This window comes from Microcoleus sp. F10-B2, from assembly GCF_036704965.1.
Taxonomy (GTDB): Bacteria; Cyanobacteriota; Cyanobacteriia; order Cyanobacteriales; family Microcoleaceae; genus Microcoleus.
The window spans coordinates 89,367-102,398 of the sequence record NZ_JAUBTB010000015.1 but is presented as its reverse complement, the minus strand read 5'-3'; the positions used below and the strand labels follow the sequence as shown (position 1 = coordinate 102,398).

The 13,032-nt window shown below is 46.2% G+C and carries 10 protein-coding genes and 1 pseudogene; 6 read left to right on the top strand and 5 right to left on the bottom strand.

Features of this window, described 5'->3' with window-relative positions; genetic code table 11:
• Positions 1 to 471 precede the first annotated feature (471 nt).
• The gene (locus QUA99_RS08555) at positions 472 to 1,527 is read left to right on the top strand and encodes an IS630 family transposase (protein ID WP_333235642.1); all 1,056 of its coding nucleotides are present in this window, start codon (positions 472 to 474) and stop codon (positions 1,525 to 1,527) included.
• A gap of 711 nt (positions 1,528 to 2,238) precedes the next feature.
• Positions 2,239 to 3,843, top strand: a complete 1,605-nt coding sequence (locus QUA99_RS08550) for an alkaline phosphatase D family protein (protein WP_333235641.1) — start codon at positions 2,239 to 2,241, stop codon at positions 3,841 to 3,843.
• A 225-nt stretch (positions 3,844 to 4,068) separates the two neighbouring features.
• Here the strand turns inward: QUA99_RS08550 and QUA99_RS08545 are convergent.
• Together QUA99_RS08545 and QUA99_RS08540 are read right to left on the bottom strand one after the other, a co-directional pair.
• Positions 4,069 to 4,458: pseudogene (locus QUA99_RS08545) on the bottom strand (ester cyclase); the annotation flags it as partial.
• 203 nt (positions 4,459 to 4,661) lie between these two features.
• On the bottom strand, positions 4,662 to 5,021 hold the full coding sequence (locus tag QUA99_RS08540) for a group 1 truncated hemoglobin (protein WP_333235640.1): 360 nt from the start codon (positions 5,019 to 5,021) through the stop codon (positions 4,662 to 4,664).
• Between the two features lie 639 nt (positions 5,022 to 5,660).
• On the opposite strand from QUA99_RS08540, the gene QUA99_RS08535 reads away from it, so the two are divergent.
• Positions 5,661 to 6,272: a 2OG-Fe(II) oxygenase gene (locus QUA99_RS08535; RefSeq protein ID WP_333235639.1), complete on the top strand. Its 612-nt coding sequence runs from the start codon at positions 5,661 to 5,663 to the stop codon at positions 6,270 to 6,272.
• Positions 6,273 to 6,735: 463 nt separating this feature from the next.
• Here the strand turns inward: QUA99_RS08535 and QUA99_RS08530 are convergent, their stop codons facing one another.
• Both QUA99_RS08530 and QUA99_RS08525 read right to left on the bottom strand, forming a co-directional pair.
• Positions 6,736 to 7,137 (bottom strand): biopolymer transporter ExbD, encoded by a 402-nt coding sequence (locus QUA99_RS08530; RefSeq protein ID WP_333235637.1) that lies wholly within the window; start codon positions 7,135 to 7,137, stop codon positions 6,736 to 6,738.
• Positions 7,121 to 7,780, bottom strand: a complete 660-nt coding sequence (locus tag QUA99_RS08525) for a MotA/TolQ/ExbB proton channel family protein (protein ID WP_333235636.1) — start codon at positions 7,778 to 7,780, stop codon at positions 7,121 to 7,123. The genes QUA99_RS08530 and QUA99_RS08525 overlap by 17 nt, the downstream gene beginning before the upstream one ends.
• 119 nt (positions 7,781 to 7,899) lie before the next feature.
• On the opposite strand from QUA99_RS08525, the gene QUA99_RS08520 reads away from it, so the two are divergent.
• The 3 genes from QUA99_RS08520 (at position 7,900) to QUA99_RS08510 (ending at position 11,347) form a co-directional block, all read left to right on the top strand.
• Complete coding sequence (locus QUA99_RS08520) at positions 7,900 to 8,043, top strand: hypothetical protein (RefSeq protein WP_333235634.1); 144 nt, start codon at positions 7,900 to 7,902, stop codon at positions 8,041 to 8,043.
• Positions 8,044 to 8,530: 487 nt separating this feature from the next.
• Complete coding sequence (locus tag QUA99_RS08515; protein ID WP_333235632.1) at positions 8,531 to 10,174, top strand: TonB family protein; 1,644 nt, start codon at positions 8,531 to 8,533, stop codon at positions 10,172 to 10,174.
• Between the two features lie 168 nt (positions 10,175 to 10,342).
• Positions 10,343 to 11,347, top strand: a complete 1,005-nt coding sequence (locus QUA99_RS08510; RefSeq protein WP_333235631.1) for a hypothetical protein — start codon at positions 10,343 to 10,345, stop codon at positions 11,345 to 11,347.
• Between the two features lie 530 nt (positions 11,348 to 11,877).
• Here QUA99_RS08510 and QUA99_RS08505 read toward each other — a convergent pair.
• Complete coding sequence (locus QUA99_RS08505; RefSeq protein ID WP_333235630.1) at positions 11,878 to 13,020, bottom strand: aldo/keto reductase; 1,143 nt, start codon at positions 13,018 to 13,020, stop codon at positions 11,878 to 11,880.
• Positions 13,021 to 13,032: the final 12 nt, after the last annotated feature.

Sequence of the window (13,032 nt, the reverse complement as noted above, 5' to 3'; positions counted from 1 at the left end):
TCCCCCTCGGATGTCGGTGGTCAGGTACTGATTTAATTGCTTCAATTAAATTCATTGTTGATGCACGGCTTAGGATAGTCGAGCGCGAGCGGACTCGCTCCGCTCGCGCTCGACTATTATAATTTACTTGGGGACAATTAATCTACCCTGCTTGCCCCCCCTTACTAAGGGGTTGATATATAATTTCTTCCCCCCCTTGCTAAGGGGGGGTTTGGGAACATTCGCACTCGGATTAAATTCGGCGCGAGGATGCTGATTTTGAGAGAGGAATTGGTACAGTTGAAGTGAATTGTGCGTGAAGCGCAGCTATCCCGTAGGGAATCGGTCTTATTGATAGATTGTACTGAGCCGATAATTGACCAAGGCTGTTCAGTAGTTTGGAGTTTTCCGAAGTAAGTAGGTAGGTACAAAAAAACCAAAGTATGTGAAAATATGTAAAGATGAAGGTGTATCTACCAAGGTAACTCAGACATGGGCGCTCGTTTAAGAATATTTTTGACCGACCAACAGGATCAAACCCTATTAAAACTTAGAACTGAGGATGTACCACAGAAAGTCAAAGACAGAGCTTCTGTAATCAGGCTAAATGCAGATGGCTGGTACGTTGAGAAAATAGCCGTTCATTTTAATTGGACTCCACAAACAGTGAGAGAGGTGTTACATAAATGGCAAAAGCTAGGCATGGAAAGCCTTTGGGAATTGCCAGGTCGAGGGAGGAAGCCTCGATGGAGTGAAGAAGACATCGTATTTTTAGAAAAATGCCTAAAACAAGAACCACGTACATATAACAGTTCCCAATTAGCTCAAAAATTAGAGAGCGATCGTAAAATACATCTAAGTTCCGACAGATTAAGACGGGTACTAAAAAAAAGGGGATCATTTGGAAATTCGCTTAGAAAAAGTCATAAAGGCAAACAAGACCCCGTAGTACGAAAAATCAAGCAAACAGACTTAGATATGTTGGAGTTAGCGGCGGCGGCGGGAGAAATCGACTTAAAGTATTTAGATGAATCAGGATTTTGTGCTTGGAGTGAGCCTGGTTATACTTATTATCAACGAGGTGAACAAAAAAAGATCGAACAAACCTTACGTCGTGGTCGTAGGTTAAGCATTATCGGATTTTTTCAACCATTAATCAGCTTTGTTTACGGTTTGGTGATTGGGGGAGTCGATCGAAAATCTTATATTCAGATGATGGAGAAAGAAGCCGAAGAGTCGGCTACTCTTGGACGAATCAGGGTCATAGTACAAGATAACGGTCCGATACACCGATGTCTTGAAGTACAACAATTATGGTCGAAGTGGGAAGGTCAGGGTTTATACATCTTCTTTTTGCCTAAATATTGTTCAGAAATGAATCCAATTGAATTGGAGTGGCAACATATCAAAAAAAATGAATTAGCCGGAAAAATGTTTGAGGATGAATTAGATCTGGCTTATGCTGTAATTCATGGGGTAGAAGTTAGAGCAGAAAGAGGAAACCATACTGCACAACGTGTTAAATTTAACTCGAATCAGGTTAGTTAATATTTTGTTACATACTTAGGATTTTTTCCACCGACTTACTTATTGTGGCATACACTCTGACTCAAAATATTATCGATTTTGCTTTCACGAGTTAAGGGTTGTCATCTGGCAAAAGGCTGAACTACCACGCTCGCTCTCATGCAGCAAAACCCCAATATCTCCGATCCGTCCGGTCCACCGCCTGATTAACCCGATCGCCTGCGAGTATTGTACAGGTGAGATCTAAAGAACCTCAAATAGATGTAACCTAAGCTTATTAAACCTTTAACTTATGCCTCTCACAGAAATTTTATCCCTCCTCAAATAGTTATCTCACTCCGATAAACTGTTGCTACTAAATTTCGTGTAGCCGAATTATGGAATGAATCAGGTTTAATCCCATTGGATGTTCAGAACAAAATAGCTAGTCAAGGTTTATATGATTCCTTTGAAGCTGCTGCTGGTTTAGCGAAAGCACTAGCAGAGGAAAAAGCGAAGACACATGGTTAATATCGTGCTTTGGTAGTCTAGGTGGTTGCTTTTTGATTGACCGCCTGCTACCTTTATTTTGGGTACACTAAAACTTCATAGAAAACCTGCCTTTGTCTGTGGGAGTTGTTTTCCTTGTCACAGTTCGGGGCGTCTCAGGAACAGCGGTGAATAGGCTGATTGTTGCCTACATCACAAATTAGCCGAAGTACAGTCTCGGTATTTTTAAACATGAGGGTAGCCATGAAACGTAAAAAACAAGACCAACTCAGCCGCCGCCATTTTCTACTCGGTTCGGCAATTGCAGGTAGCGGTATTGTTGCCGCAAACCTGCGATCGAAATCTGGGTTAGCACAATCTTCTGCACCGGCAATTATCACCTCGGATCGGATGCGCCCCAGCATTCCATACGGTGTTGCTAGCGGTGATATTACCGGCAACAGTGCGGTGATTTGGAGTCGGTGCGATCGCTCCTCCCGGATGATAGTCGAATATGACACCGCCGAGTCCTTCGGCAACGTGCAGCGCATCATCGGACCTGCAGCCTTGGAAACTAGCGATTACACGGCGCGTATTAACCTGATTGACCTACCAGCCGACCGGCAAATATTCTACCGAGTCAGCTTCCAGAATTTAGCCGATCCAAACATCTACAGCGTCCCCGTTACCGGGAGTTTCCGCACACCTCCAAACAGCAAGCGCGACATCTTTTTTGCCTGGTCGGGAGACACCGCCGGACAGGGTTGGGGTATCAATTCTGACTGGGGCGGCATGAAAATCTATGAAACTATCAGGCAGCTTAAGCCAGACTTCTTCATTCATTCTGGCGATTACATCTATGCAGATAGTCCGATTAAATCTGAGGTAAAACTTGACGACGGTAGCATCTGGAAAAACATCACAACAGAAGAAAAGTCAAAAGTAGCTGAAACCTTGACAGAGTTTCGCGGAAATTACATCTACAACCTGCTAGACAACAACATCCGGCGCTTCAACGCCGAAGTGCCTCAGCTAGTTCAGTGGGATGACCACGAAACTACAAACAACTGGTATCCCGGCGAGATGCTAATGAACGATGACCGCTACAAAGTCAAAAGCAGTTCTTTACTGGCAGCGCGAGGCAAGCAAGCATTTATGGAGTATACGCCGATCCGCTTCGATGCCAACGACCCAGAACGGATTTACCGTTCGTTCAATTACGGTTCTTCCCTGGAAATTTTTATGCTGGATATGCGCAGCTACCGAGGAATAAACACTACCAACCGTCAGACAGCAGCAAGTGAAGAAACAGCGTTTTTGGGTAATGCTCAAGTTAGCTGGTTAAAGAAAAAATTGCAGAATTCAAAGGCAAGGTGGAAAGTAATTGCTAGCGATATGCCAGTCGGATTGGTGATTGAAGATGGCAAAAACAGCGGCAAATTTGAGAACCTCGCCAATGGAGATGGTCCTGCATTAGGACGCGAACTCGAACTTGCCCAATTGTTGCGCTTTATCCAGCAAAACAATATCCAAAATGTCGTTTGGCTGACCGCTGATGTGCATTATGCTGCCGCGCACTACTACGATCCCGGTCTAGCTCAATTCACTGATTTTAAACCGTTTTGGGAGTTTGTTGCCGGGCCGCTTCACGCTGGAACTTACGGACCAAATAAGCTTGACAATACTTTTGGTCCCCTTGTTAAGTTCCAAAGTTTGTCACTGCCAGAAGTAGAAAATCTACCTCCTACAAAAGGTTTTCAGTTCTTTGGTACGGTTAAAATTAATGGCGATAGCCAGGTGATGACAGTGGCGCTGCACAACCTTGAAGGCAAAATTCTCTACAGCGTGGACTTGCCGCCGGAGGTTTAAAACAGCTTCAAGGGCGCTGGACAAGTCGATCGGCAAAATTACAAAATGTACGAGTAATATCAAATTCTATCATCTGCGAGCAATCGGGGAGTAGTAACGCGCTCAAAGCGATATCTACTTATTGATCGAAAATAATTTTCTCAATGCTAGTCAAACGATCCTGTTGGGCGGCGATCGAATCTAAGCGAAGCGCAAAGACTCTGCACCTTAGCTGCAACAGGATTGTTATGCTGCGCCGTCACTTTCCGAAGTAATTGGTAGACCGATTTGAGTGAACCACGTTAACTTGTCGAAGTATCCACGCTGAAATTGAATTTTACTATCTACAACGTGGAAGAACCCGCACCCGCGCAGAGTATAACTCTTACCAGTCGGAGTAAAACCAGCAAATTCGCCGACAAATGTACCGGTGCCACTCCACTCCAAAATCGCCCACTCACCGTCTTCAAACAGATTCTCAATATGGGTGCAGTTGTCTGGAAACGCCTGAAAGAATGAGATAAAACTCTCAAGCATCACTTCGCGCCCGTGAAGGGGATCGCCAAGTGCTACCTGGATGTTCGTCGCATCTTCGTGGTACATGGCAGCGAGGATATATGGATCTCGTGCATTGTATGCTGCTACCCACTATGTCAGAACCTGTTTGGGTGTTTTCATGAGAAATGGATGTTCAACAACGATGCTGCATTCACTAGATAAAAACTTACGCATCAATACCTTCACCACCTTAGTTTTTTACGGCGATTAAAAATCTTTATGCATTATTTTCGGACAAAAACTCGCTTATGAAGGTATCCATGCGTCCGGGACTGTAGATATTACTTGTACAAAACAGCCTCTTTCAAAGTCGCGATCTTACCTAGCGCTGCTTCGAGATCCTCTTGGGACGCGCCGTGGGCAATGATGGCATCGGTCAAATGCTTCACAATTGCATCAAAGTGTTCTGGCTGTAAATTCAAACCTGCGTGTGCTTTCTCCATGGAACGGCCTGAGTATTGCTTGGGGCCGCCGAGGGCATAAGAGATAAAAGCAGTTTGATGGCGGCGCTGCTTTTCCATATCTGTATGATCGAAGAAGTGGCTCACTATCTCGTCAGCCAAAACATCGCGGTAAAAATCATCCACCATCTCTTTAATGGCTGATTCTCCACCCATTTTCTCGTACAATGTTGTTGCCATATCGTTTCAGCAAGTTGTTTTTTTTCACTTACTCTTTAATTCTAGCTGGCACCTTTGCTTTTTTCACCCTGTGAAATATTAATTTAATCTGAAATAATTACTTAGTAACTGTTGTAACTGCTGGTATGTTTTAGACCACCTTCTATAATTGTAAACTTTATTAACGTTCTCTCGCCAGTTAGATATTGTCGATCGCCCTCCCAGCATTTTGACCTAATGCACGGATTGCTTTTTTTAGCAAGATGTTTCCTACACAGCACCAACACGCATTGGTTTTAAAGCTAGCAAACTCAAGAAATTAGTGATAAAACAGAGACCGGATGCGATCGCAATTTACGCGATCGCCCCTGCAATTGGACAAGTTAACATCAATGGGCGATCGGTTGCTGAGCGGCATCATCATGTATAATGGAATTGCAAATATAATCTTCTCACCACAACGATCGCCTGTATACTGATATTCGGCAGTTGCTAGTCGGTTGCGACACTTCCGGGCGATCGCCCGCAGTTAAGAAAAACCTTTGACTTAAGTACGCGGACACAAATAAACATTATTATGTCATTGCGAGGAACGAAACAATCGCAAGTCTGAGCGATTGCTGCATTCCTATCTGCTGTTTCCTTAAACTTTGACGATTTTTGAGTGCCTTGAAATACTACACCCAACATCCTAACGCTTTCTCGATCGACTACCTCAACGACTTGCGAGGAGCAATTCTAGCATCCCCTTATCTAGCTATCAACAACCTCAACCGCGATTTCATTGGCACAAAAGGGTTTTCCGTGGTGTTTCAACGTGCGGAAATAGCCGAAGTAGAACGGCGGTTTCCTTTGTTCAAACCCTATCTAGACCAAGCATTACAGCATGAATGCAATGCTTTTTACCTCAACCCTTTGTTGCTGGGTGAAGGTTCCCGCGTCGATCCGCATATCGATCGATCTTTGCGATCGTACTGCAAAACGGTTGAACCACCCGCAGCCGTCAGCGTTTTGTACGTGCAAGTGCCGCCGAACTTGCAAGGGGGAGAGTTGATACTGCGGCGCAACAAACAGCAAGTCGGGCAGATTAAGCCACAAGCGAACTCGCTGGTCTATTTTCAAGGAGATTTGACTCACTCTGTCAACGCTGTTAAAACTACCGGAACTCGTTTGAGTTTGGTTTGCGAACAGTACAGTTTGAGCGCAACAGAATTGCAAGATATTCCAGGATTCACAGTGGAATCTAGGGCCGTGAAAGCCAAAAGCAAGTAAAGTCTATTCGATAAAAAGAATCCCCTTATTTCAAGGTCAATATAGTAGCAAAAAATATATATCTTTACCAAACATATGATTTATTAATTGTGTAGATATCAACCGGGCTATCCACCAATTCTGGGTAATAAATTACCGGATTTATGCTGCACTATTAGGACGGTAACAGCAAGCAATAATACGTTGCTGATCAAATCAAATATGTGAGTCAATTGTCAACAACTCCCTTTTTCCATTCCTGGACGCAAAAACCCGGTTTCTTCACGTGACAACGAGAAACCGGGTTTTTTGGTTAGCGTGCGTCCAGGACTGATAATCTGAAATTACAGAGGTACTAAAACCCGGGTAGTAAAGCCTGTATTCATTTTTGAATAAGGCTTACAGGATTATTTAGCACCTCTGCACGAGGTAATTTCAGTTTAAAGGTATGAGGGAATTACAAATGAGTAATTATAGGAACTCTCTACTTGGTGGTAGCAATCCCTAACTTAGCTCCCTTAATTCGGCGTAATTTATCCATAACTTCCACAACATTTCCGTGATTGACGCTTGTATCCGCATTCAGCACAATTAATGAGGTCTGATTTGAACCCATCACCTGTCGCACCGTACTCTCAATCTGCTCTAAGTTGACTAACTTTTTATCAACCATTAACTTGCCATTAGCATCAATGGTGACGGTAATTTTAGCAGGCGAGTCCTGAACTTGAGACGTTGATGCTTTCGGTAAATTTACGGGCAGACCCTCGGATTTGGATAAAGACAAAGAGGAAACAATTAGAAATGTCAATATGGCGAAGACCACATCAATCATTGGCACGATGTTGATCTGGGGAATATTATCAGGTTCATCGGGTAGGCGCATAATTAGATTCTCTTAGTAGTTGTTCGTAGCGGTGACGGTACAGTAACTCTAGCTGACCGGAGGCTTCCTGAATAAAAGCTATCTGCTGTAAGTAAAACCCGCGAAACATATTGGCAAAGAAAAGCGTAAAAATTGCCACTACTAACCCCAGTGCCGTAGAGATGAGGGCTTCGCTAATCCCAGCGGTAACGCCTGCGGCATTGGTGCCCGTGGCATCCCCCAGTTTGAGGGAACCAAAGGTAGTAATTAATCCTAAAACTGTTCCGAGCAAACCAAATAACGGGGAAAGGCTGATAATGCTGTCAAATATTGTATTGAATCGCTTCAGGATGGGGATTTCTGCCTGAGCCCCACTCTCTAGGGCCAAACGAAATTCTTCGATATTGGGCGAGTCTAATTCTAAAGCTTCTAAAAAAATCCGGGCTAGGGGCAAATCGCCGTTTACTTGTAACTTTTTGATGGCTGAATCAGGGTTTTGACTGTATACCTGTAGCACTTCTCGCACGACTCGCCGCTGCCGCCGATTTACCTTAAACCAAAAGGCAAGACGCTCTATGATCAGCGCTACTGCTGCGATTGATGAGGCAAAGAGCGGCCAAGCAACAATGCCTGCGGCGCGAAAAATGTAAATGAGACTATCCATTGGTTTGTACTCTCGCTAGCTCTGTTGAACGATCGCAAGCTGCCTAATGCTGCAATTAGCCCGATCGAAGGCTGGTAGAGTTTCTGCGTCAAGTCGGCATAAGTGATTCAGACTGCGAATTGTTTCACTCAAGCGCGATCGCGATCGCACAAACGCACTACCTGTATGTGACTATCTTCGTCTGTACCCAAAATGCTGCTACTGTTATCCCGACCGATTTTTCTGCCAGTGCTTCCTTGCTAACTATTGGCGTTAGGACTTGATAATAATCTTCAATAATTTAAAAGATTCTCAACTAGGTTTCCACAAAATTCCATCCTTGTCAAGCCATGACCCGCAATTTTTAATAAAAAAGAGTGATTGTTTAACAAAAGTTAATCAGAAAATGTTATTAAATTCTTCTCTAAAAAGCTTGAGAATGTTAAAATTTGTTGGTTAATTCCGGGCTAGAGTATAGCATTTAAGGCATTTTGGAAGCTGGCCCTGCCAGAATCAGAACATTGACAGCGCCCATGAGAGCAACGTCGGCCCACCCAAAGGAAATGCTGCATGGTGGCGTCTACTCGCTCTATCAAAATTAAATAAATGAAAATTAATAGCAAGAGTCTTGAACAGTTGACAGTCTTCTTATAGGATGGGTAAGTTCATCATTGATAGCAAGCTCAACCCGCAGTTGGTAAGTTGTTTCGGGTTATGTGGGGGAGCCAGCAAGGATGTTGCCAACCCATCCATAAAGGAGTTTCACAAGGCATGAGTTTTTCAAATGTTTCGGCGACGCAAAGACAACAACAAGAAGAAGCTCTCAAAAAAGTTCTGGCGATCAGTCTGTTAGCCTCAACCTTACTGCACGGCGTCGCGCTGCCGTTGAGCCTCAAGTTGGTCAAACCTGCTGAATTTGAAGAGGATGCAATTGAAATTGTTGTGCTTGATGAGCCCAAAGTAGAGGAAACCCAGCCAGAGCCGGTTATTCCAGAAAAGGTATCTCCCCCACCTGAGACGTTCAAACCAGAACCGCCACCAGAGCCCACTCCCCCAGAGGAGTCACCCGCAGCCGCAACGCCCCCGCCGATTCCAGAGGAGCCACCGGTAGCGGTAACGCCCCCGATTCCCAAGGAGCCACCGGTAGCGGTAACACCCCCGATTCCCAAGGAGCCACCCGTAGCGGTAACACCCCCGATTCCCAAGGAGCCACCCGTAGCGGTAACACCCCCGCCGATTCCCAAGGAGCCACCCGCAGCGGCAGAGCCACCACCAGAGATTAAGAAAGAGTTGCCCTTAACAGAAACTCCGCCACCAACTCCAGTGGAGCCTTCCCCCCTACCTCAACAGGATTTCAATTCCCCAGAAACTCCTAAAACCCCGATCGCCAACGAACCCAAAAACCCCTTGCCCGCTCCAAAAATTGATAGCCCCAGCACAACGGCGAGCCAGGAATCGCCTCAGAGCGAACCACCCGTTACCGCTTCCCGCCCCAAGGGCGCTGGGAGTTCGGCAGACTTGACAAAAGATGCTGAAAATCCCAAGTCCTCCGACAGTCCTGAAAAAAATAACCCGCTCTCGCCATCTGCTTCGGCGGGTAGCGGGGAGCCTTCCTCAGAGCCATTAAATCCTTCTTCCGGGCCCATCCAGCGATCGCCCGGGGCTGGATCGCCCGTCACGGCTACTAGGCCAGGAGGCGGTGGCAATTCAGGAAATGCGATCGGGGATGCAGGAAACCTCGCCTCTTCTGGAAGCCCCGGAGGCGGAAGCCCCGGAGGAAGTGCGTCGAACTCACCCTCTGGCGCTAGCCAAAATGGCGACCTACCTTCCTCAGAGCCATTTGGGGATGGTTCGGGCCGATTGGGGGGATCGTCAACGGCTGGCTCACCAGTCGCGGGCGGAAGCCCGGGAGGCAGAGGACCTGGAGGCGGAGGCCCTGGAGGCGGAGGCCCTGGAGGCGGAAGCCCGGGAGGCGGAAGCCCGGGAGGCGGAAGCCCGGAAGGCGGAAGCCCGGGAGGACGTGGCTCGAACTCGTCACGCGGTGGAGGTGGAAATGGCGGCGGGGGTTCGTCAGAGCCATTTGGCAGCGGTTCGGGCTCGGTGCCAAAACCGACAAATCCAGGAGGAGGGGGAGGTTCTTCGCGCCCTTCGGGCCCGCCTCCAGGTACTTGCATTAGCTGCGGTAAACCTGATTATCCGAGCGCAGCCAGACAACAAGGGCGGCAAGGCCAAGTGCAAGTCAAGTTTGACGTTGACCCCAACGGCAAGGCATTCAACATCGCAATCTTGGTTTCTAGCAACTACGATGACTTCGATCGCGCAGCGATTAAAACAGTAGAAAAATGGAAATTCGCCTCATCAGAGACTGGCATTCAAGGAAAAACAGCGTCCATTACCTTCCGGCTCAATGATTAGGGAATTGCTGGAAACATCAGTAATTTGCCGGGAAATTCAGTACCGGAAACGGAAGTGCAAACTGAAAAATTTAATTTTTTGTCAATTATGAATTTGGGAATATCGCCAGCAAAATTAAGTAAACTTCCGCGAATTGGACTCGCTTTATTACTTGGTTCCAACTTGGGAATGATTCACTTATTTGCGAACCCTGACAGCGCAATGGCAGCAGTGATTACTTTACCCGATGGCGGACGTTGCGAGGGAGAATTGAGTGACGGAAAACTCAGCGGCCCCGCCACCTGTCAATATGCCAACGGCGATCGCTACGAAGGTCAATTTCTCAACGGTCAACCTCACGGTCGAGGCGTCTATACCTTTAAAGAAGAAGGTCGATACCAAGGAGAATTTGCCTCTGGTGAATTCAACGGTCAAGGTGTCCGCGAATTTGCTAACGGCAACCGCTATGAAGGTAGTTTCAAAAACGGTGAGTTCGACGGTACAGGAACTTTTACCTCAACTAACGGCATTCGTTATGAAGGCACTTTTACGAGTGGTTCTCCCAGCGGTAGAGGGGCTTTTACATTCAGTAACGGCACTCGTTGCGAAGGAGATATTAAAGAAGGAAAAGTTAACGGCAAAGGCGTTTGTCAATATGCTAATAAGAACCGCTACGAAGGAGAGTTGCTCAATAACGCGCCTCACGGGCAGGGAATTTATACCTTTGCTGAAGGAGGCCGTTACGAGGGGCAATTTAGTGAAGGACAATTTCACGGTAAAGGGGTTCGCGAATATCCGAACGGGAACCGCTATGAAGGAGAGTTTGTGAAGGGCAACCCTCAAGGTCAGGGATTGTTTACTTTTAAAGAAGGGGGACGTTATCAAGGGCCGTTCGACAATGGAGAATTTAGTGGTGAAGGTGTCCGTGAGTTCGCCAATGGAAATAGCTATAAAGGCACCTTTGTCAATGGTAAGATGAGCGGGAAAGGAGTTTACGTTTTTGCGAATGGCGATCGCTGCGAAGGCGAATTTAGGGAGGGTCAGTTCAACGGGAAAGGTACCTGCATTTACGCCAATGGCGATCGCTATGAAGGTGAATTCCTCGACGGCAAGAAACACGGTCAAGGTTCATACATTTATAAAGATGGAACTAAGCTAGAAGGAAATTGGCAACAAGGTCAACTTCAAAAATAATCATTTTTATTTTTCCGCGCCTTCTAAAAAAGCAGCGAACAAATTTTAACACAATTGGGCTAGGTTTTTAGGCAATTTGGGTCTCAGGCGGAGTTAGATACTCCGCTATTCCTTGGACTGAGATTCAACGAAGTTCTGATACCAACTGCGGTAGCATCAGAATTAATATTACCCACAGTCAAGACACGGCAGTAGCGTCTCCCTACCCCGATTAATTGCAGTCCAAGGGCAGTGCCGTGTCCTCGGTATCATTCCGATACAACCGGAAACGATATGATACCATGTCCGGTCGATTACCCTGATTTCTGTAGGGGCGGGTTCACCAATAATATTTGCCAAAAACGGACAATCTCACAAACCCGCCCCGGCAATTGTATTATGGGCGATCGATCGGAAACGATATGATACCAAATTGGTGATAAAACCCCGATATAAAGTTACGGTGCGTGACTCAAAAAGCCTTCAACACAAGCCAAAATCTATTCACAGTCACGCACCCTACTACATCGCTAAATTTGATGAGGTGTACTTCAGTTTCGCTTTAACTCTTTCGCAATTAAATGAGAAAGTTTATGAAAGTTTGCCCGATCAAGCTGCGGGATAGCAGCAATAGCTAGATTTTCTCTAATATGTTTTGGTGTTTTCATCCCGACTAGAGCACTCAGAAGGCCAGGGGCGCTGCGGGTATATTGGAGTGCCCGCTGGCAGTCCGTCTGCAGGCGATCGTCCCCAAAGGCAGAAGCAATGTTTTCTGGGATCTTACCAGCAACCTGTGCTTGACAGATCGACTTGCTGGCGATCGCAGCAATGCCTAAGCGATCGGCTGCTTCCACCGTCGAAATTTGTTCTCCTTCAAGCGTCTGAGTTCGAGACAGCAGCACTTCTGGCATCGCCATGTTCAAAGGAAACTGAATGAACCGGAAGCGATCGTCTCTATTGCCAGCCACTTCACGGGCAATCGATTTCGCCCGCGACAGATCGATATTGTCACTTTGAGTCGGAGGTACGCGAAAAGCATTCCAAGTTGCTAAACCGTAATTGGCAATTTTTCCAGCTAAAACGGCGTCTTCCATTACCTCAAAAATTGTTCGCAACTGCTTGTAAAAAATATCAGGATCGACTTTGGCAAGTTGCTTTTCTGGATTGTGAATATAGTAAACATCGATTGTTTGAATACCGAGATTAGCGAGGCTTTTGTTAAGCTGATCTTGAATGTATTCTGGGTGGATGCAGTAACGTTCTTCAGCCAAATCATCCATACTGACAGTAGAGTTATTTGGCTCGACATAATGCCGATAGAACCAGTCTGCCGGGTTCGGGTTTGGGCAAGGCAGAACCCCTCCTTTCGTACAGATAATTAATTCATCTCTTGAAACATCTCCCGATGCCACGAGTTGCCGAATAGCCTTTCCTACACTTAGCTCTCCATGCTGATATCGATAGTTGATTGCTGAGTCGATTAGGTTTGCACCCTGCTGGACGGATTCAATTACCGCTGCCGTGACCAGGGTATCAGTACACTCATCCGGTTCGCCAAGATAAGTGCCAATTCCAATAGAACTCGCTACAAGTGAATTTGCTTCTCGAAAATAATCGGCTGCACAGTTTTGATTGTGCCTTTGCTTGTAACGCTGTGTTCCTTCTGCGGTAGCTCTACCTGCGATCGCGATCATCGTACTTTACCT

What these genes read in the sequence shown, in the direction of transcription:
- QUA99_RS08555 (WP_333235642.1), top strand. Translation starts at nt 472, where the DNA reads ATGGGCGCTCGTTTAAGAATATTTTTGACCGACCAACAGGATCAAACC.
- QUA99_RS08550 (WP_333235641.1), top strand. Translation starts at nt 2,239, where the DNA reads ATGAAACGTAAAAAACAAGACCAACTCAGCCGCCGCCATTTTCTACTC.
- QUA99_RS08540 (WP_333235640.1), bottom strand. Translation starts at nt 5,021, where the DNA reads ATGGCAACAACATTGTACGAGAAAATGGGTGGAGAATCAGCCATTAAA.
- QUA99_RS08530 (WP_333235637.1), bottom strand. Translation starts at nt 7,137, where the DNA reads ATGCGCCTACCCGATGAACCTGATAATATTCCCCAGATCAACATCGTG.
- QUA99_RS08525 (WP_333235636.1), bottom strand. Translation starts at nt 7,780, where the DNA reads ATGGATAGTCTCATTTACATTTTTCGCGCCGCAGGCATTGTTGCTTGG.
- QUA99_RS08515 (WP_333235632.1), top strand. Translation starts at nt 8,531, where the DNA reads ATGAGTTTTTCAAATGTTTCGGCGACGCAAAGACAACAACAAGAAGAA.
- QUA99_RS08510 (WP_333235631.1), top strand. Translation starts at nt 10,343, where the DNA reads ATGATTCACTTATTTGCGAACCCTGACAGCGCAATGGCAGCAGTGATT.
- QUA99_RS08505 (WP_333235630.1), bottom strand. Translation starts at nt 13,020, where the DNA reads ATGATCGCGATCGCAGGTAGAGCTACCGCAGAAGGAACACAGCGTTAC.